The 19,023-nt window shown below is 66.3% G+C and carries 17 protein-coding genes; 9 read left to right on the top strand and 8 right to left on the bottom strand.

Annotation, left to right across the window (positions count from 1 at the left end; translation table 11 throughout):
* Positions 1 to 7: 7 nt before the first annotated feature.
* Positions 8 to 1,810: a sodium:proton antiporter gene (locus DN388_RS05200; RefSeq protein ID WP_078480092.1), complete on the bottom strand. Its 1,803-nt coding sequence runs from the start codon at positions 1,808 to 1,810 to the stop codon at positions 8 to 10.
* A 68-nt stretch (positions 1,811 to 1,878) separates the two neighbouring features.
* Between DN388_RS05200 and xerD the strand changes: the two genes are divergently transcribed.
* The 6 genes from xerD (at position 1,879) to DN388_RS05170 (ending at position 7,518) form a co-directional block, all read left to right on the top strand.
* On the top strand, positions 1,879 to 2,775 hold the full coding sequence (gene xerD, locus DN388_RS05195) for a site-specific tyrosine recombinase XerD (RefSeq protein ID WP_043863189.1): 897 nt from the start codon (positions 1,879 to 1,881) through the stop codon (positions 2,773 to 2,775).
* A 151-nt stretch (positions 2,776 to 2,926) separates the two neighbouring features.
* A complete protein-coding gene (dsbC, locus tag DN388_RS05190; protein ID WP_043863190.1) occupies positions 2,927 to 3,664 on the top strand; it encodes a bifunctional protein-disulfide isomerase/oxidoreductase DsbC in 738 nt (245 codons plus the stop codon).
* An 81-nt stretch (positions 3,665 to 3,745) separates the two neighbouring features.
* Positions 3,746 to 5,050 carry a homoserine dehydrogenase gene (locus DN388_RS05185; RefSeq protein ID WP_043863191.1) on the top strand — a complete coding sequence of 435 codons (1,305 nt, stop codon included), beginning with the start codon at positions 3,746 to 3,748 and terminating at the stop codon, positions 5,048 to 5,050.
* Between the two features lie 27 nt (positions 5,051 to 5,077).
* A complete protein-coding gene (gene thrC / locus DN388_RS05180; RefSeq protein ID WP_254997277.1) occupies positions 5,078 to 6,487 on the top strand; it encodes a threonine synthase in 1,410 nt (469 codons plus the stop codon).
* A 227-nt stretch (positions 6,488 to 6,714) separates the two neighbouring features.
* A complete protein-coding gene (locus DN388_RS05175) occupies positions 6,715 to 7,113 on the top strand; it encodes a hypothetical protein (protein WP_254997274.1) in 399 nt (132 codons plus the stop codon).
* Positions 7,114 to 7,230: 117 nt separating this feature from the next.
* Complete coding sequence (locus DN388_RS05170; protein ID WP_043863193.1) at positions 7,231 to 7,518, top strand: DUF3509 domain-containing protein; 288 nt, start codon at positions 7,231 to 7,233, stop codon at positions 7,516 to 7,518.
* Positions 7,519 to 7,689: 171 nt separating this feature from the next.
* Here the strand turns inward: DN388_RS05170 and DN388_RS05165 are convergent, their stop codons facing one another.
* Both DN388_RS05165 and DN388_RS05160 read right to left on the bottom strand, forming a co-directional pair.
* Positions 7,690 to 8,547 carry a TIGR02285 family protein gene (locus DN388_RS05165; RefSeq protein ID WP_043863194.1) on the bottom strand — a complete coding sequence of 286 codons (858 nt, stop codon included), beginning with the start codon at positions 8,545 to 8,547 and terminating at the stop codon, positions 7,690 to 7,692.
* Between the two features lie 8 nt (positions 8,548 to 8,555).
* A complete protein-coding gene (locus DN388_RS05160) occupies positions 8,556 to 9,755 on the bottom strand; it encodes a CaiB/BaiF CoA-transferase family protein (protein ID WP_043863195.1) in 1,200 nt (399 codons plus the stop codon).
* Between the two features lie 153 nt (positions 9,756 to 9,908).
* Between DN388_RS05160 and DN388_RS05155 the strand changes: the two genes are divergently transcribed.
* The 3 genes from DN388_RS05155 to DN388_RS05145 all read left to right on the top strand — a co-directional run bounded on the left by DN388_RS05155 (position 9,909) and on the right by DN388_RS05145 (position 13,420).
* Entirely contained in the window at positions 9,909 to 10,451 is a 543-nt protein-coding gene (locus tag DN388_RS05155; protein ID WP_254997260.1) for a YaeQ family protein, read from the top strand.
* 45 nt (positions 10,452 to 10,496) lie between these two features.
* A complete protein-coding gene (recJ, locus tag DN388_RS05150) occupies positions 10,497 to 12,206 on the top strand; it encodes a single-stranded-DNA-specific exonuclease RecJ (RefSeq protein WP_104571844.1) in 1,710 nt (569 codons plus the stop codon).
* A 107-nt stretch (positions 12,207 to 12,313) separates the two neighbouring features.
* Positions 12,314 to 13,420: an NADH:flavin oxidoreductase/NADH oxidase gene (locus tag DN388_RS05145; RefSeq protein ID WP_043863198.1), complete on the top strand. Its 1,107-nt coding sequence runs from the start codon at positions 12,314 to 12,316 to the stop codon at positions 13,418 to 13,420.
* A gap of 65 nt (positions 13,421 to 13,485) precedes the next feature.
* On the opposite strand, the gene DN388_RS05140 is transcribed toward DN388_RS05145, so the two are convergent.
* The 5 genes from DN388_RS05140 to ydcS all read right to left on the bottom strand — a co-directional run bounded on the left by DN388_RS05140 (position 13,486) and on the right by ydcS (position 18,943).
* Positions 13,486 to 14,910, bottom strand: a complete 1,425-nt coding sequence (locus DN388_RS05140) for a gamma-aminobutyraldehyde dehydrogenase (RefSeq protein WP_254997257.1) — start codon at positions 14,908 to 14,910, stop codon at positions 13,486 to 13,488.
* Between the two features lie 24 nt (positions 14,911 to 14,934).
* On the bottom strand, positions 14,935 to 15,744 hold the full coding sequence (locus tag DN388_RS05135; RefSeq protein ID WP_043863200.1) for an ABC transporter permease: 810 nt from the start codon (positions 15,742 to 15,744) through the stop codon (positions 14,935 to 14,937).
* The gene (locus DN388_RS05130) at positions 15,734 to 16,639 is read right to left on the bottom strand and encodes an ABC transporter permease (protein ID WP_054915022.1); all 906 of its coding nucleotides are present in this window, start codon (positions 16,637 to 16,639) and stop codon (positions 15,734 to 15,736) included. Before DN388_RS05130 ends, DN388_RS05135 begins: the two co-directional genes overlap by 11 nt.
* 1 nt (position 16,640) lies before the next feature.
* Positions 16,641 to 17,681 carry an ABC transporter ATP-binding protein gene (locus tag DN388_RS05125; RefSeq protein WP_254997251.1) on the bottom strand — a complete coding sequence of 347 codons (1,041 nt, stop codon included), beginning with the start codon at positions 17,679 to 17,681 and terminating at the stop codon, positions 16,641 to 16,643.
* A gap of 110 nt (positions 17,682 to 17,791) precedes the next feature.
* On the bottom strand, positions 17,792 to 18,943 hold the full coding sequence (gene ydcS / locus DN388_RS05120) for a putative ABC transporter substrate-binding protein YdcS (RefSeq protein WP_254997249.1): 1,152 nt from the start codon (positions 18,941 to 18,943) through the stop codon (positions 17,792 to 17,794).
* Positions 18,944 to 19,023: the final 80 nt, after the last annotated feature.

Here is a 19,023-nt window from a genome sequence, read left to right as displayed (position 1 = left end):
CGCACGATCAACCTGCCTGCGGCTGGACCAGCGCCACCAGCGTCCACCCAGGCCCCGGTTTCAACGCCGTATCCGGCCCTACCACATACACCCAGCCACTGGCATCGCGGGCAAACAGCAAGGTCGCGCGATCGCCATGCAACGCCTGGTAGTCCGCCCAGCCAAACGCCTCGGTCAGGTGCGTGGTGTACAGCTCGGCGCCCTGGTTGAACAGGTTGGCCAGTTGCACATAGGTCAACGCCTGGCTGCCAAACAGGCGCCCGCGATGTTCGTCACTGGCGCGGTGCTTGTCGCTGCGCTGGCGCTCCAGCCCGCTGGCCAGCACGAACAGGCGCTGATGCCCGAAATCATGTCGAAAGCGCGTGCATGCCAGGGTGTTGAGCTCGCCCGCCGGTGACAGCCCCAGCAGGTGCCCCAGGCCTACAAGGTCCAGGTGCGCATCGGCATGCTGCGAGGCCGGGTGACCGAAATAGGTCGGCAACCCCTCCATGCGCGCCGCGCGAATGTTCTCCCAGCTCGAATCGGCCAGCAGCACCCGGCTGCCCAGTTGTTGCAAGGCCGTGCCCAGGGCCCTGGCTGGCGCGTTGGCGCCCACGATCAGAAACCCGCTGGGGGCAGGCTCGGCCACCTTGAGCAGGCGCGCCAGCGGCCGCGCCGTGGCGCTTTGCAGCACCACCGTACCGATGATCACCGCGAACGTCAGCGGCACCAGCAGCAAGGCCCCCGCGTGCCCGGCCTCGTCCAGGCGTATCGCGAAAATCGCCGATACTGCCGCGGCCACGATGCCGCGCGGGGCGATCCAGGCCAGCAGCGCACGCTCGCGCCAGTTGAGCTGCGAGCCCCAGGTCGACAGCGCCACGTTCAGCGGCCGCGCAATCAGCTGGATCACCAGCAGCAGGGCCAGCACCGCAGGGCCCAGGCCGAGCAGGGCATTCAGGTCCAGGCGCGCCGCCAGCAGAATGAACAGGCCGGAGATCAGCAGCACGCTGAGGTTCTCCTTGAAGTGCAGGATCTGGCGCACATCCACGCCCTTCATGTTGGCCAGCCACATGCCCATCAGGGTCACCGCCAGCAGCCCCGACTCGTGCATCACCTGGTTGGAGGCGATGAAGATCCCCAGCACCGCTGCCAGCGAGGCCAGGTTGTGCAGGTACTCGGGCAGCCATTGATGGCGGATCACCTGGCCCAGCAGCCAGCCACCGGCCACGCCGAAGGCGCTGCCGCACAGGATCACCCCGGCGAACGTCAGCAGGCTCTGGCTCAGGCCGTCGCCAGCGGCGCTGGCAATGATGAAGCTGTACACCACCACCGCCAGCAGGGCGCCGATCGGGTCGATGACGATGCCTTCCCAGCGCAGGATGTTGGCCACCGCCGCCTTGGGCCGTACCACCCGCAGCATCGGCACGATCACGGTCGGCCCGGTGACCAGGGTCAGGGTGCCGAACAGGATCGCCAGCAGCCAGTCGAACCCTAGCAGCCAGTGGGTGGCCGCGCTGATCACCACCCAGGTGGACAGCGCGCCGAGGGTCACCATGCGCCGCACCACCGTGCCGATCTCGCGCCATTGCGACAGGTGCAGGGTCAGGCTGCCCTCGAACAGGATCAGCGCCACCGCCAGCGACACCAGCGGCATCAGCAGCGGGCCGAACATTTCCTGCGGGTCGAGCCAACCCAGGATCGGCCCGGCCATTATGCCGCTGAGCAGCAGGAACAGGATCGCCGGCAGCTTCAGCCGCCAGGCCAGCCACTGGCAGCCCAGGGCCGCGACACCGATCCCGCCGAATGCCAGCAATATCTCTTGTTCGTTCATTCGGGCTCCCTATGCCGGCGGTGTTATGGAAGACTAGCGGTATTTTTACGGCCTACCACCGAGTCTTCATGCCCGCCATCGACCACCCGCTGATCGACCAGTTCCTCGACGCCCTGTGGCTGGAGAAGGGGCTTTCCGACAACACCCGAGCGTCCTACCGCAGCGACCTGGCCCTGTTCAACGGCTGGCTTCAGGAACGTGGCATGGTGTTGCCCGATGCCGGTCGCGAGCTGATCCTGGACCACTTGGCATGGCGCCTCGACCAGGGCTACAAGCCCCGTTCCACGGCGCGGTTCCTGTCGGGCGCGCGTGGCTTCTATCGCTACCTGCTGCGCGAGAAGCTGATCGCCCTCGACCCGACCCTGCAGGTCGACATGCCGCAACTGGGCAAGCCGTTGCCCAAGTCGCTGTCCGAGGCCGATGTGGAGGCCCTGTTGAAGGCTCCCGACCTTGGCGAGGCCATCGGCCAGCGCGACCGCGCCATGCTCGAGGTGCTGTATGCCTGCGGGCTGCGCGTCACCGAGCTGGTGAGCCTGACCCTCGATCAGGTCAACCTGCGCCAGGGCGTGCTGCGGGTGATGGGCAAGGGCAGCAAGGAGCGCCTGGTGCCGATGGGGGAGGAGGCGGTGGTGTGGGTAGAACGTTACCTGCGCGACGGCCGCGTCGAACTGCTCAACGGCCGCCCCAGCGATGTCCTGTTCCCCAGCCAGCGTGGCGAGCAGATGACCCGCCAGACCTTCTGGCACCGCATCAAGCACCAGGCCCAGGTGGCCGGGATCGGCAAGGCGCTGTCGCCGCACACCCTGCGCCATGCCTTCGCCACCCACCTGCTCAACCACGGCGCCGACCTGCGCGTGGTGCAGATGCTGCTGGGCCACAGCGACCTGTCGACCACCCAGATCTACACCCATGTGGCCCGCGCCCGCCTGCAGGAACTGCATGCCCGTCATCACCCTCGCGGCTGAGCGCTGATCGCACATTGCATGCGTCGCCAGCAGTCAATGCAGGGCGGCGAATGTGGTACGCTTTCGCGGTTTACACCCGGGCCCTGGATCGCGGCCGTTTTTCGGTACGCCTGTTCCGCTTTCGGCCCCCTGTCCGCCTTCAGGAGTTTTCATGCGCGTGACCCAGATTTTAGCCGCCGCCGCCCTGGCGCTGGCCAGTTCCTTCGCCGTGGCTGCGGCCAACGATGCCGAGCAGGCGATTCGCAAGTCGCTGCAGTCGCTGGAGTCGGAAATACCGGTCGACAGCATCGCTGCCAGCCCGGTCAACGGCCTGTACGAGGTCAAGCTCAAGGGCGGCCGTGTGCTGTACGCCAGCGCCGACGGCCAGTTTCTGGTACAGGGCTATCTGTTCCAGATCCAGGACGGCAAGCCGGTCAACCTGACCGAAAAGGCCGAGCGCGTGGCCATCGCCAAGACCATCAATGCGATTCCGGCTTCCGAAATGGTGGTTTACCCTGCCAAGGGCGAAACCAAGTCGCACATCACCGTGTTCACCGACACCACCTGCCCGTACTGCCACAAGCTGCATGCCGAAGTGCCCGAGCTGAACAAGCGCGGCATCGAGGTGCGCTACGTGGCCTTCCCGCGTCAGGGCCTGGGCTCGTCGGGTGACCAGCAGCTGCAGGCGGTATGGTGTTCCACCGACCGCAAGGCGGCCATGGACAAGATGGTCGACGGCAAGGAAATCAAGGCCGCCAAGTGCGAGAACCCGGTCAGCAAGCAGTTCCAGATGGGGCAGTCGATCGGCGTTAATGGCACGCCGGCCATCGTGCTCGAGGACGGTCAGGTGATCCCGGGTTATCAGCCGGCCCCGCAAGTGGCCAAGCTGGCATTGACCGCAAGCAAGTAATTCAATCAGTGAGCCGTCACCATGGGGAGACGGCTGTTTTTTCGACCGGCGCATGGCCGGTCGTTCAATGGGGAGTTCACAGTGAAACCGGTCAAAGTAGGCATCTGTGGGTTGGGGACCGTCGGTGGCGGTACCTTCAATGTACTTCAGCGTAACGCCGAGGAGATTGCCCGCCGCGCCGGGCGTGGAATCGAAGTGGCACAAATCGCCATGCGTACGCCAAACCCGAACTGCCAGATTACCGGTACCCCCATTACCGCTGATGTGTTCGAGGTCGCGAGCAACCCCGAGATCGATATCGTCATTGAACTGATTGGCGGCTACACCATTGCCCGCGAGCTGGTGCTCAAGGCCATCGAGAACGGCAAGCACGTGGTCACCGCCAACAAGGCGCTGATTGCCGTGCACGGCAACGAGATCTTCGCCAGGGCGCGCGAGAAGGGCGTCATCGTCGCCTTCGAAGCGGCCGTGGCCGGCGGCATCCCGGTGATCAAGGCGATCCGCGAAGGCCTGTCGGCCAACCGCATCAACTGGGTGGCCGGTATCATCAACGGCACCGGCAACTTCATCCTCACCGAAATGCGCGAGAAGGGCCGCACCTTCCCCGACGTGCTGGCCGAAGCCCAGGCGCTGGGCTATGCCGAGGCCGACCCGACGTTCGACGTCGAGGGCATCGACGCCGCGCACAAGCTCACCATCCTGGCGTCCATCGCTTTCGGTATCCCGCTGCAGTTCGACAAGGCCTACACCGAAGGCATCACCCAGCTGACCACGGCCGACGTGAACTACGCCGAAGCGCTGGGCTACCGCATCAAGCACCTGGGCGTGGCCCGCAGCACGGCCAATGGCATCGAGCTGCGCGTGCACCCGACGCTGATTCCGGCCGACCGCCTGATCGCCAATGTCAACGGCGTGATGAACGCGGTGATGGTCAACGGTGACGCCGCAGGCTCCACCCTGTTCTACGGCGCCGGCGCCGGCATGGAACCGACCGCCTCGTCGGTGATCGCCGACCTGGTCGACGTGGTCCGTGCCATGACCAGCGACCCGGAAAACCGCGTGCCGCACCTGGCCTTCCAGCCCGACTCGCTGTCGGCTCACCCGATCCTGCCGATCGAAGCCTGCGAGAGCGCCTACTACCTGCGCATCCAGGCCAAGGATCGTCCGGGCGTGCTGGCCCAGGTGGCGAGCATCCTGTCCGAGCGCGGCATCAATATCGAGTCGATCATGCAGAAGGAAGTCGAGGAGCACGATGGCCTGGTGCCGATGATCCTGCTCACCCACAGCGTGCTCGAGCAGCGCATGGACGACGCGATCACCGCCCTGGAAGCCCTGCAGGATGTGGTTGGCAGCGTTGTGCGCATCCGCGTCGAACAACTGAACTGAGCCGTCTTTGAGTTAGAGGAATAGGTCATGCGTTACATCAGTACCCGCGGCAAGGCACCGGCCCTGAATTTTGAAGATGTCCTGCTGGCCGGCCTGGCCAGCGATGGCGGCCTGTACGTGCCGGAAAACCTGCCGCGCTTCACCCAGGAAGAAATCGCCTCGTGGGCCGGCCTGCCGTACCACGAGCTGGCCTTCCGGGTGATGCGCCCGTTCGTCACCGGCTCCATTGCCGATGCCGACTTCAAGAAGATCCTCGAAGAAACCTACGGCGAGTTCGCCCACGCCGCGGTTGCCCCGCTGCGTCAGCTGAACAGCAACGAGTGGGTACTGGAGCTGTTCCACGGCCCGACCCTGGCGTTCAAGGACTTTGCCCTGCAACTGCTCGGCCGCCTGCTCGATCACGTGCTGGCCAAGCGCGGCGAGCGCGTGGTGATCATCGGTGCCACCAGCGGTGACACCGGTTCGGCTGCCATCGAAGGCTGCCGGCGTTGCGACAACGTCGACATCTTCATCCTGCACCCGCACCAGCGTGTGTCGGAAGTTCAGCGCCGCCAGATGACCACCATCTTCGGCGAGAACATCCACAACATCGCCATCGAAGGCAACTTCGACGACTGCCAGGAGATGGTCAAGGCCAGCTTCGCCGACCAGGGCTTCCTCAAGGGCACCCGCCTGGTGGCCGTGAACTCGATCAACTGGGCGCGGATCATGGCCCAGATCGTGTACTACTTCCACGCCGCCCTGCAGTTGGGTGGCCCGGCGCGTTCGGTGGCGTTCTCGGTGCCTACCGGCAACTTCGGCGACATCTTCGCCGGCTACCTGGCGCGCAACATGGGCCTGCCGATCAGCCAGCTGATCGTGGCAACCAACCGCAACGACATCCTGCACCGCTTCATGAGCGGCAACCAGTACGTCAAGGAAACCCTGCACGCCACCCTGTCGCCGTCGATGGACATCATGGTGTCGTCGAACTTCGAGCGCCTGCTGTTCGACCTGCACGGTCGCAATGGCGCCGAGATTGCCGGCCTGATGGACACCTTCAAGCAGGGTGGCGGCTTCAGCGTCGAGCAAGACCGCTGGACCGAGGCGCGCAAGCTGTTCGATTCGCTGGCGGTGGATGATGCGCAAACCTGCGAGACCATCGCCGACGTGTTCGCGCAAACCGGCGAAGTGCTCGACCCGCACACCGCGATTGGCGTCAAGGCCGGCCGCGAGTGCCGTCGCAGCCTGGACACGCCGATGGTGGTGCTGGGTACCGCGCACCCGGTCAAGTTCCCCGAGGCGGTGGAGAAGTCGGGCGTGGGCAAGGCCCTGGAGCTGCCGGCGCACCTGACCGACCTGTTCTCCCGCGAGGAGAAATGCACGGTACTGCCCAACGACCTGAAAGCGGTGCAGGCCTTCGTCAGCCAGCACGGCAACCGTGGCAAGCCGCTCTGACGGCAGCGGTATGCAGCGTTGAACCAGGCCCCGGTGCGCAAGCCCCGGGGCTTTTTGTTGCGCGGCCCGCCATGCCACGGCAGGTACCTGCTTTGCTGGCGAACCGACGCGACGCGTCGATACCGTGGCGACAGGAGGACGTTGCCGCCCCCTGGTTTCGGATTTTTCCTATGGGACGCCCGCGCGGGCTTTCCTAGAGTGGGCGCCCGTCCAATCCGGAGTCGCCCATGCGCTCACTCAAGGTTCTGCTTCTGGAGCCCCATGCCTTCCGGCTGATGAACCTGCACCAGATGCTCAATGGCCTGGGCATCTACGACGTGCGCGTGGCTGAAACGACCCTCCAGGCGCACGGTGTGCTCGAACGACGGGGGCCGGTGGATATCGTCATCTGTGACCCGCTGTCGCCCGAGCACGATGGCATGGGCTTCGTCGAGCACCTGGCGCTGCACGGCCTCGCCAGTGCCCTGATTGTCCTCAGTGGCGCCAGGCGCAGCGTGCTCCAAGGGGTTGTCGAACTGATCGAGCTGTCGGGCCTGCGGGTGCTGGGCAGCACCCCCGCGCCAGCCAGCCCCAGCCAGTTGCACCCGTTGCTGCTGCAACACCCGGAGGCCGGGCCCGTGGCATGAATCTGTCATGTGCACCGGGCATGCTCGATGAACGTGCAGCGCGCCGCGGCAGAACTTTCAGCCTGTGCCGAGGGTCAGTGAAAGACCCCCTTCAACAACAACGTGAACGGTGAATGGATGGACAATATCAGCTTGTTGCTAAGTGAAGCATTGACGCCCTATCAGGTCACGCTGACCTCCCGGCATGCCAGTGCCGACTTCGACCTGCAGTTGGTCGACCCTGCCGGCGACACCGTGCTGCAGCGCAGTGTCAAGGCCAGCCAGCTGCATGACCAGCGCCTGCTCATCGACCTGGTGGACGGTATCCAACGTGACCTGCGCATCCACGAAGGACGCCTGCAACCCTGCATGATCGCAGCCCTCAAACATGCCCGCCAGGGCCGCGCGCAAATCGTTGCGGCGTGACGGGAACCTTTGTCCAGACAGGTACTCAGACAGCTTAAGGACAGTTGAACGGCATTTTGCTCCGATGCCGCCAGGCTGTTCGTGCGAGGCTCCAAGCAGCCCTCGTTTAACCCCGACGGCCTCCCCACCGCTCGGGGTTTCTTTTTGCCTGCGTAAAAGCGCGTGCCGGGGTCAGTGCTGGCTCAGCAGCTCGCGCGCCGCATCGAGGTAGGTCTTGCGCTGGTCGGGCTCTAGCCATTGTGCATACAGCGGTGCCAGGGTCTGCAGGCGCAGGTTGCGCAGCAACTGGTCGAGGTGGCTGATGGCCTCGCGGCCCAGCGGGGTGTCGGAGCAACCCACGTAGGTCAGCTGGTAGCGCGCCACGCCCTTGATCGGGAAGTACGTCAGGGCCTGGGGCTGCGGCTGCTTTTCGTTCATGTAGCGCACTTCCGGCCAGTAGGCCAGCAGCAGGTTCAGGCGCCCCAGCTGCTGCATCTGCAGCAGGCTGCCCACCGCATCGTTGCCGTAATGGCGGCTGATGGTGGCGGGCGGGGCGTTGGCCAGTATCGCGTCCACGGCGGGGCTGTAGCTGCGCTGGCCGACGACACCGAGCTTGTGCGTGTTGCTTGCCAGCAGGGCGTCCAGGTCGATTTCGCCATCGTGCAGGTACGGCGCAAGGCTTGCCTGGTCACTCTGGCGGGCAATCACCATGTTGCTCTGCGCAGCCAGCGCCGGTATCGAGAACTTCACGAAGCGCTCGCGCTCCGGGGTTCGCAGCAGCGTGGGGTCGCAGGTGAAGGAGGGCTCCTGGAGCATCTGCATGCCGCGCGCGCGGTTGACCCGCACGATGCTGTGCTGGTACTCGGGCATCTGCGCGATGAGCAGCGGCAGCAGCTGGTCCATGGCGCCCTGGCCGGTTTTGGGGCCCTCGAACACGGTCAGCGGCGGCAGGTCGCGCAACAGCCAGGTGAGGGTTTCCTTGGCCCAGCTCGAGGCAGGCAGCAGGCTCAGCAGCACAGCCAGCAGTGCGCCGTGCAGGTTGCAGCACATGGCGCGACTCAGACCGCGCCCTGTTCGCGAAGATGGGCGATCTGCGCCGCGTCATAGCCCAGCTCGCCCAGCAACTGCGCGGTGTGCTCGCCCAGCGCCGGCCCCACCCACTCGCTGGAGCCTGGGGTGTCCGACAGCTTGGGCACGATGCCCGGCATCTTGAACGGCTTGCCGTCGGGCAGCCTGGCCTGGAGGAACATCTCGCGGGCGAGAAACTGCGGGTCGCTGAACATGTCTTCGGCCGAATAGATGCGGCTGGCCGGCACCTGGGCCTGGTTGAGCACCTGCATCAGGGTGTCCAGCGGCACGCTGCGGGCCCAGCGGTCGATCACCGCATACAGCTCGTCGCGGCGCAGGTCGCGCCCGTCATTGCTGGCCAGCGCCGGGTCGGCGGCCAGGTCGTCGCGCCCGATGGCCTGCATGAAGCGCTTGAAGATCGCATCGCCATTGGCGCCGATCTGCACATGCTTGCCATCGGCGCTGGTATGGATGGAGGAGGGGGTGATGCCCGGCATGATGTTGCCGGTGCGCTCGCGGATGAAGCCGAACACGTCGAACTCCGGCACCATGCTCTCCATCATCGCGAAGATGGCCTCGTACAGGGCCACGTCGACCACCTGGCCCTGGCCCCCGTTGACCTCGCGATGACGCAGCGCCATCAGTGCGCCGATCACGCCCCACAGCGCGGCAATCGAGTCGCCGATGGAAATGCCGGTGCGTACCGGCGGGCGGTCCTCGAAACCTGTGATGTAGCGCAGCCCGCCCATCGACTCGCCGACCGCGCCGAAGCCGGGCTGGTCCTTCATCGGCCCGGTCTGGCCGAAGCCGGACAGGCGTACCATCACCAGCTTCGGGTTCAGCGCGTGCAGTACCTCCCAGCCCAGGCCGAGCTTTTCCAGCACGCCGGGGCGGAAGTTCTCGATCAGGATGTCGGCCTCGCCCAGCAGCTGCTTGAGAATGGCCAGGCCTTCGGGGTGCTTGAGGTTGAGCGTGAGCGACTGCTTGTTGCGCGCCTGCACGAACCACCACAGCGAGGTGCCCTCGTACAGCTTGCGCCATTTGCGCAGCGGGTCGCCGCCATCGGGCGATTCGACCTTGACCACCTGGGCGCCGAATTCGGCGCAGATGCGCGAGGCGAAGGGGCCGGCGATCAGGGTGCCGAGTTCGATGACTTTGAGGCCGGCAAGCGGTTTGGTGGGCAACGACATGGGGCTTCCGTGGCAGCAGGGCAGAGCGCTAGTTTTTATCACAGGGCGGCAGCGGCAGATACTGCTGTTGGCCGCAGATTGTACGGTTCGGTTCGTTGATTGCCAGCGCATCGGTTAGACTGGGCGACTTTTCCTGTTACCAGAAGCCCGTCCATGGCCCAGCCGTCCACCACCTACAAGTTTGAACTGAACCTCACCGATCTCGACCGCGGCGTGTACGAAAGCGTCAAGCAGACCATCGCCCGCCACCCTTCGGAAACCGAAGAGCGCATGGCCGTGCGCCTGCTGGCCTATGCCCTCTGGTACAACGAGCAGCTGTCGTTCGGTCGCGGCCTGTCGGACGTCGACGAGCCGGCGTTGTGGGAAAAAAGCCTGGATGACCGGGTGCTGCACTGGATCGAAGTCGGCCAGCCCGATGCCGACCGCCTGACCTGGTGCTCGCGCCGCACCGAGCGCACCAGCCTGCTGGCCTACGGCAGCCTGCGGGTGTGGGAAACCAAGGTGATCCCGGCGGTCAAGAACCTTAAGAACCTCAACATCGCCGCCGTGCCGCAAGAGGTGCTGGAGGTCCTGGCCAAGGACATGCCACGCGCCATCAAGTGGGATGTGATGATCAGCGAAGGCACGCTGTTCGTCACCGACGACCGCGGCCAGCACGAAGTCCAGTTGCAATGGCTGCTGGGCGAGCGCGGCTGATCCGCCCGCCGACCTTTTTCAAACCAGAGAAGCCTTGATCACTCCATGCGTATCGAACCGCGTTCACTGCCGTCCACCCTGCCGTTTCTTGGCGACCTGCCGCCCCTGCTGACCCGCCTGTACGCCGCCCGTGGCGTACAGAGCGCCGTCGAGCTGGACAAGAGCCTGGCACGCCTGCTGCCCTATCAGCAGCTCAAGGGTATCGACGCGGCGGTAGACCTGCTGGTGGAGGCACTGGACCAGCGCCAGCGCATCCTGATCGTCGGCGACTTCGACGCCGACGGTGCCACGGCCAGCACCGTGGGCGTGCTGGGCCTGCGCCTGCTGGGCGCCGCGCACGTCGACTACCTGGTGCCCAACCGTTTCGAATACGGTTACGGGCTGACCCCGGAAATCGTCGAGGTGGCACTGCAGCGCACGCCGCAGCTGCTGATCACCGTGGACAACGGCATCTCCAGCGTCGAAGGCGTGGCGGCGGCCAAGGCGGCCGGCCTGAAGGTGCTGGTCACCGACCACCACTTGCCGGGCCATGCGCTGCCGGCGGCCGATGCCATCGTCAACCCCAACCAGCCGGGCTGCGAGTTTCCGAGCAAGGCACTGGCCGGGGTCGGGGTGATCTTCTACGTATTGATGGCGCTGCGTGCGCGCCTGCGCAGCCTGGGCCGCTACGACGACCGCCCGCAGCCGAACATCGGCGAGCTGCTCGACCTGGTGGCGCTGGGCAGCGTGGCCGACGTGGTACCGCTGGACGCCAACAACCGCATCCTCGTGCACCAGGGCCTGGAGCGCATCCGTGCCGGTCGTGCGCGCCCGGGGCTCAAGGCGATTCTCGAGGTGGCCCGGCGCGAAGCGGCGCGCATCACCTCCACCGACCTGGGCTTCATCCTGGGCCCGCGGCTCAATGCTGCCGGGCGCCTGGACGACATGAGCCTGGGCATCGAATGCCTGCTCAGCGACGACCCGACCCTGGCTCGCGAGATGGCGGTGCAGCTGGACGAACTGAACCAGGACCGCAAGTCCATCGAGCAGGGCATGCAGCGCGAGGCGCTGGCCCAGCTCAAGGACCTGCCGCTGGAGTCGATGCCGTTCGGCCTGTGCCTGTACGAGGCTGACTGGCACCAGGGCGTGATCGGCATTCTGGCCTCGCGTCTGAAAGAACGTTATCACCGCCCGACCATCGCCTTTGCCGATGCCGGCGAAGGCATGCTCAAGGGCTCTGCGCGCTCGGTGCCGGGCTTTCACATTCGCGATGCGCTGGACGCCGTGGCGGCGGCCAACCCGGAGCTGATCAGCAAGTTCGGCGGGCACGCCATGGCGGCGGGGCTGTCGCTGCCGGCCGAGAACTTCCCGGCGTTCGCCCAGGCGTTCGACGAAGAAGTCCGCCGCCAGTTGCAGGAGGACGACCTCACCGGCCGGCTGCTGTCCGACGGCAGCCTGGCGGTCGAGGAGTTCCACCTGGAGCTGGCCCGCGCCCTGCGCAACGCCGGGCCGTGGGGGCAGCATTTTCCCGAGCCGCTGTTTCATGGCGTGTTCCAGCTGGTGCAGCAGCGGGTGGTGGGCGAGCGTCACCTGAAGGTGGTGCTCAAGAGCGAATGCGGTTCGGTGACCCTCGACGGCATCGCCTTCGGCATCGACCGCGAGGTATGGCCCAACCCCACCGTGCGCTGGGTGGAGCTGGCCTACAAGCTGGACGTCAACGAGTTTCGCGGCAACGAGACGGTGCAGTTGATGATCGCCCACATCGAGCCGCGCTGAACCCCTGGGTGGGCAAACTGGTCTAGTCTCTCAGAGACCGGCACTGAGCCGCGGGGAAGCCAAGGCGCTCGGTCCGGTCCACCATTCGGAGACTGGAGAGGTGCCCCATGAGCCTGCTGCTTGAGCCCTATACCCTGCGTCAACTGACGCTGCCCAACCGCATTGCGGTCTCGCCGATGTGCCAGTATTCGAGCGTCGACGGCCTGGCCAACGACTGGCACCTGGTCCACCTGGGCAGCCGCGCGGTCGGCGGTGCCGGGTTGATCTTCACCGAAGCCACCGCCGTCACGGCCGAGGGCCGCATCACCGCCCAGGACCTGGGCCTGTGGTGCGACGAACAGATCGCCCCCCTGCAACGCATCACCCGCTTCATCACAGCCCAGGGCGTGGTGCCCGGCATCCAGCTGGCGCACGCCGGGCGCAAGGCCAGCACGCATCGGCCGTGGCTGGGCAAGCACGGCAGCGTCAAGCCCGAGGACGGTGGCTGGGTGCCGGTGGGGCCGTCGAAAATCGCTTTCGACCCGCAGCACACGGCGCCCACCGAATTGAGCGAAGGGCAGATCCACGAGGTGATCCAGGCCTTTGTCGAAGCCGCCCGACGTGCACTGGTGGCCGGCTTCAAGGTCGTGGAAGTGCATGCCGCCCATGGCTACCTGCTGCACCAGTTTCTCTCGCCATTGAGCAACCAGCGTCGCGACCAGTACGGCAGCTCGTTCGAGAACCGCATTCGCCTGACCCTGCAGGTGACCGAGGCGGTGCGCGAGGTGTGGCCGTCGGAGTTGCCGCTGTTCGTGCGGGTATCGGCCACCGACTGGGTGGAGGATGGCTGGAACCCGGATGAAACCGTCGAGCTGGCCAAGCGCCTCAAGGCCCTGGGCGCCGACCTGATCGACGTGTCGTCGGGGGGCACCTCGATGAATGCCGAGATTCCCACCGGGCCTGGCTATCAGACACGCTTTGCCGAGCGGGTGCGCAAGGAATCGGGGATCGCCACCGGCACGGTGGGCATGATCACCGAGCCGGCCCAGGCCGAGCACATTCTGCGCACCGGCCAGGCCGACATCATCCTGCTGGCCCGCGAGCTGCTGCGCGATCCGTACTGGCCGCTGCATGCCGACGATGACCTGGGCGGGCAGAAGGCCATATGGCCGGCGCAGTACCAGCGTGCGACCCACCGCGACCAGCCGATCCACGAGTCCGACCTGCGCGACTGAAGGCTATGCCAAAGGGCCGCCGAGCGGCCCTCCTGCGCAGGTAACGCCTGCCTGCGCCATGGGCCTTAATGCCTGAACATCACATGCCGCACGCAGGTGTAGTCCTCCAGCCCATACATCGACATGTCCTTGCCGTAGCCCGACAGCTTCTGCCCGCCGTGGGGCATTTCGCTGACCAGCATGAAGTGCGTGTTGACCCAGGTGCAGCCGTACTGCAACCGGGCGGACACCCGGTGGGCGCGGCCGACATCGGCGGTCCACAGTGACGAGGCCAGGCCGTAGTCCGAATCGTTGGCCCAGGCCAGCGCCTGCGCTTCGTCTTCGAAGCGGGTCACCGACACCACCGGCCCGAATACCTCGCGGCGCACGATCTCGTCATCCTGCTGGGCGTCGGCCAGCACCGTCGGCTCGAAGAAGAACCCGTCGCCCGCCACCGCCTTGCCGCCGGTGACCAGGCGAATATGCGGCTGGGCCACGGCGCGCTCCACCAGCGCTGCCACCCGGTCGCGGTGTGCGGCACTGATCAGCGGCCCGAGTTCGGTGTCCGGGTCGTCCTGCAACCCGTGCCGGAGGCTGGCCACCGCCTCGCCGAGCTTGTTCACGAAGGTGTCGTAGATGCCGGCCTGGGCGTAGATCCGGCAGGCCGCGGTGCAGTCCTGCCCGGCATTGTAGAAGCCGAAGGTGCGAATGCCTTCCACCGCAGCGTCGATGTCGGCATCGTCGAAGATGATCACCGGGGCCTTGCCGCCCAGTTCCATGTGCAGGCGTTTCACGCTGTCGGCGGTGCTGGTGATGATCTGGCTGCCGGTGGCGATCGAGCCGGTCAACGACACCATGCGCACCTTGGGGTGGGTGACCAGGGGCATACCTACGCTCTGGCCCTTGCCGAACAGGATGTTGAGCACCCCGGCCGGAAACAGCTCGGCCGCCAGTTCGCCCAGGCGCAGGGCGGTCAGCGGGGTCTGTTCCGAAGGCTTGAGCACCACGGTGTTGCCGGCGGCCAGGGCCGGGGCGATCTTCCATGCCAGCATCATCAGCGGGTAGTTCCACGGCGCGATGGACGCCACCACACCCAGCGGGTCGCGGCGCACCATCGAAGTGTGCCCCGCCAGGTACTCGCCCGCCGCCGAGCCGCCCAGACAGCGGCTGGCCCCGGCAAAGAAGCGGAACACGTCGGCGATTGCCGGCAGTTCGTCGTTCAGCGCGGCCGGGTAGGGCTTGCCGCAGTTGTCCGATTCCAGCCTGGCCAGCTCCCCGGCATGGGCGTCTATCAGGTCGGCCAGCTTTAGCAGCAGTGCGGCGCGGTCTTTCGGTGCGGTCTGCGACCAGCCGTCGAAGGCATGGTCGGCGGCGCGCACCGCCGCATCCACCTGCGCTTCGCTGGCCTCGTTGATGTCCACCAGCACGCTGCCCAGCGCGGGGTTGAGCACGCTGTGGGCCGGGCCTTCGCCGGCGACGAGCTGGCCGTTGATCAGCAGTCGGGTTTGCATGGTGTTCGATCCTCCTGGTTCAGGTCATTTGCCGTCGCTGCCGGTCACGTTCTCGGCGCCACGGGTCAGGTAGTAGGCGCCCAGGATCGGCAGCATGGTCACCAGCATCACCAGCATGGCCACCACGTTGGTCACCGGCACGTCGCGCGGGCGGCTGAGCTGGTTGAGCAGCCAGATCGGCAGGGTGCGTTCGTGGCCGGCGGTGAAGGTGGTCACGATGATCTCGTCGAACGACAGCGCGAACGCCAGCATGCCGCCCGCCAGCAGGGCCGACCCCAGATTGGGCAGCACGATGTAGCGAAAGGTCTGCCAGCCGTCGGCGCCCAGGTCCATCGACGCCTCGATCTGGTTCTGCGAGGTGCGCCGCAGACGCGCGATGACGTTGTTGTAGACGATCACCACGCAGAAGGTGGCGTGGCCCACCACGATGGTGAAGATCCCGGGCTCGATGCCCAGGGTCTTGAACGCCGACAGCAGGGCGATGCCGGTGATGATGCCGGGCAGGGCGATGGGCAGGATCAGCATCAGCGACAGGCTCTCCTTGCCGAAGAAGCTGCGCCGGTACAGGGCCGCGGCGGCCAGGGTGCCAAGCACCAGGGCGATCAGCGTGGCCAGGCACGCCACCTGCAGCGACAGCTTGATCGACTCGAGCACGTCGGGGCGCGAAAACGCCACGCCGAACCACTTGAGGGTCAGGCCCCGGGGCGGAAAGCTGAAGGCCGCGTCTTCGGTATTGAAGGCGTACAGCACGATGATCAGGATCGGAAAGTGCAGGAACAGCAGCCCGCCCCAGGCGGCCAGGCGCAGCCCCGGCGAGGCGTTGTCAGAGTGCATCGAAGGCTCCCAGGCGTTTGACGAGGGTCAGGTACACGGCGATCAGCATGATCGGCACCAGGGTGAAGGCGGCGGCCATCGGCATGTTGCCGATGGCGCCTTGCTGGGCGTACACCATGCTGCCGATGAAGTAGCCGGGCGGGCCCACCAGCTGCGGCACGATGAAATCGCCCAGGGTCAGCGAGAAGGTGAAGATGGAGCCGGCGGCGATGCCCGGCACCGCCAGCGGCAGGGTCACCTGCACGAACGTCTGGCGCGGGCGTGCGCCAAGGTCGGCCGAGGCGTGCAGCAGCGAGGGCGGCAGGCGCTCCAGCGCGGCCTGGATCGGCAGGATCATGAACGGCAGCCAGATGTACACGAACACCATAAAGCGCCCCAGGTGCGAGGTCGACAGGGTGCTGCCGCCCACCCCGGGAATGCCGAGCAGCCATTGCAGCAGTGGCTCCAGGTTCAGCTGCTGGACGAACCACTGGGCCACCCCGCCCTTGGCCAGCAGCAGGGTCCAGGCATAGGCCTTGACGATGTAGCTGGCCCACATCGGCATCATCACCGCGATGTAGAAGAACGCCTTGGTGCTGCCGCGGGTGTAGCGGGCCATGTAGTAGGCGATGGGAAACGCCAGCACCGCGCTGGCGATCGACACCGCCACCGCCATGCCCAGGGTACGCAGGATGATGTCGAAGTTGGATGGCTGCAGCAGCGCGGCAAAGTTGGCCAGGGTCAGCTCGGGCGTCACCGCCATGGTGAAGTCGTCGAAGGTGTAGAAACCTTGCCACAGCAGCGCCAGCAGCGAGCCCAGGTAGATCGCGCCGAACCAGATCAGCGGCGGTATCAACAGCATCGCCAGGTACAGGTTGGGGCGACGGTAGAGCAGGGTGGCCAGGCGCCGCATCATCTCAGCGGCCCTCGTCGAGCACGGTTTCGCGCAGCGCGGTCATGGCCTCGCGCGGCCAGTGGGCGTGCAGGCGCTGGCCGGGCTGCCAGGGGGCGGCGTCGGCATGCCACTGGCTGTTGGCCTGGCTCACCGCCAGCAACTGGCCGTTGTCCAGCTGCAGTTCGTAACGGGTGGTGCTGCCCTGGTACTGGATATCGTGCAGCACGCCGCTGAGCTGGAGGACGTCGCCCGGGATGGCCGACGCGCTCAGGCGAATGTGTTCCGGGCGGATCGAGAACGGCTGCGGGCTGGCCACCAGGTGTTGGGCCAGCTCGCCGCGCAGCACGTTGGAAGTGCCGACGAACTCGGCAACGAAGGGGGTGGCCGGTTGCATGTAGAGGTTGCGCGGCGTGTCGACCTGTTCGATGCGCCCGCGGTTGAACACCGCCACGCGGTCGGACATCGACAGCGCCTCGGTCTGGTCGTGGGTGACGAAAATGAAGGTGATGCCCAGCTGGCGCTGGAGCTTCTTCAGCTCGCCCTGCATCTGCTCGCGCAGCTTGAGGTCCAGCGCGCCGAGGGGCTCGTCCAGCAGCAGTACCCGGGGACGATTGACCAGCGCGCGGGCCAGGGCCACGCGCTGGCGCTGCCCGCCGGACAACTGCACCGGCTTGCGCTCGCCGTAGCCGGCCAGGGCCACCATGCCCAGGGCCTCTTCGGCGCGGGCATGGCGCTGGGCCTTGGCCACGCCCTTGACCTTGAGCCCGTAGGCCACGTTGTCGCGCACGTTCATGTGCGGGAACAGCGCGTAGTCCTGGAAGACCGTGTTGACGTCGCGCTGGTAGGGCGGCAGGCCGGCGGCTTCCACGCCGTGGATGCGAATCGAGCCGTGGCTGGGTTGTTCGAACCCGGCGATCAGGCGCAGGCAGGTGGTCTTGCCCGAGCCCGAAGGGCCGAGCATGGAGAAGAACTCGCCGTCTTCGATGTCGATGCAGACCCGGTCGACGGCCTTGAACTCGCCGAACAGGCGGGACACTTGGGTGAACTGTACGGCTGGGGGCATGCGAGGTACTCCACGGTTCTGCGAGGGCGGTGCGCTCGCTTCGCCGTCAAGGCCGGCCCCTGCAGGTGTGCGAGTCGCCTGCAGGGGCCGGCCTTGACGGCGAAGAGGCCCTAACGGCCGCCCATGATCGCGATGTAGTCCTGGGTCCAGCGGCTATAGGGCACGAACTTGCCCCCTTGCGCCTGCGGCGTGCGCCAGAACGCGATCTTGTCGAACAGGTCGAAACCGTTGGCCTTGCACCCGTCGGCCCCCAGCAGTTCGCTGCCCGAACACGCCGCCGGCACCACCGGCAACGAGCCGAACCACGCCGCCACGTCGCCCTGCACCTTGGGCTGCAGCGACCAGTCCATCCATTTGTAGGCGCAATTGGGGTGCTTGGCCTCGGCGTGCAGCATGGTGGTATCGGCCCAGCCGGTGGCGCCCTCCCTGGGGATGGTCGAGGCCACCGGCTGCTTGTCGGCCTTGAGCCCGTTGACCATGTAGCCCCAGGAGCTGGAAGCCGCCACGCCTTCGTTCTTGACGTCGCTCATCTGCACGGTTGCGTCATGCCAGTAGCGGTGAATCAGGGGGCGTTGCTGGCGCAACAGGTCGAGCACCGCCTTGTACTGGGTTTCGTTGAGCTCGTAGGGGTTGTCGATGCCCAGTTCCGGCTTGGCCGTCTTCAGGTACAGCGCCGCATCGGCGATGTAGATCGGCCCGTCATAGGCCTGCACACGGCCCTTGTTCGGCTTGCCGTCCGGCAGGTCCTGCGGCTCGAACACCACGCCCCAGCTGGTGGGCGCCTGCTTGAACACCTCGGTGTTGTACAGCAGCACGTTCGGCCCCCACTGGTACGGCGTGCCGTAGACCTTGGCGTCGACCACGTACCAGGGGCCGTCCTTCAGGCGCGGGTCGAGGTGCTTCCAGTTGGGTATCAGGTCGGTGTTGATCGCCTGCACACGCTTGCCGGCAATCAGGCGCAGCGAGGCATCGCCCGACGCGGTCACCAGGTCGTAGCCGCCCTTGGTCATCAGGCTGACCATCTCGTCGGAGGTGGCGGCAGTCTTGACGCTCACCCTGCAGCCGGTGTCCTGCTCGAAACCGCTGACCCAGTCGTAGGCCTTGTCGCTCTCGCCGCGCTCGATGTAGCCGGGCCAGGCCACGATGTCCAGTTGCCCTTCGCCGGCACCCACGGCCTTGAGCGGCTCGGCGGCCTGCAGGCTGGCGCTGGCGAGGATCCCGGCGCCCAGGGCGCCAAGCAATGCGGTGGTGTGCACAAGCATGATGTTCCCTCTTTTATTGGAATTGTGCAGGGGCAGTGATGACGGTGCTGCAGCGGTGCATTCCCTACTAGCGTAGTGCG

This window comes from Pseudomonas sp. S12(2018), assembly GCF_024355235.1.
Lineage (GTDB): Bacteria > Pseudomonadota > Gammaproteobacteria > Pseudomonadales > Pseudomonadaceae > Aquipseudomonas > Aquipseudomonas palmensis.
Note: the sequence above shows the minus strand (reverse complement) of the source record. Positions and strands in the feature narration are given on the sequence as shown.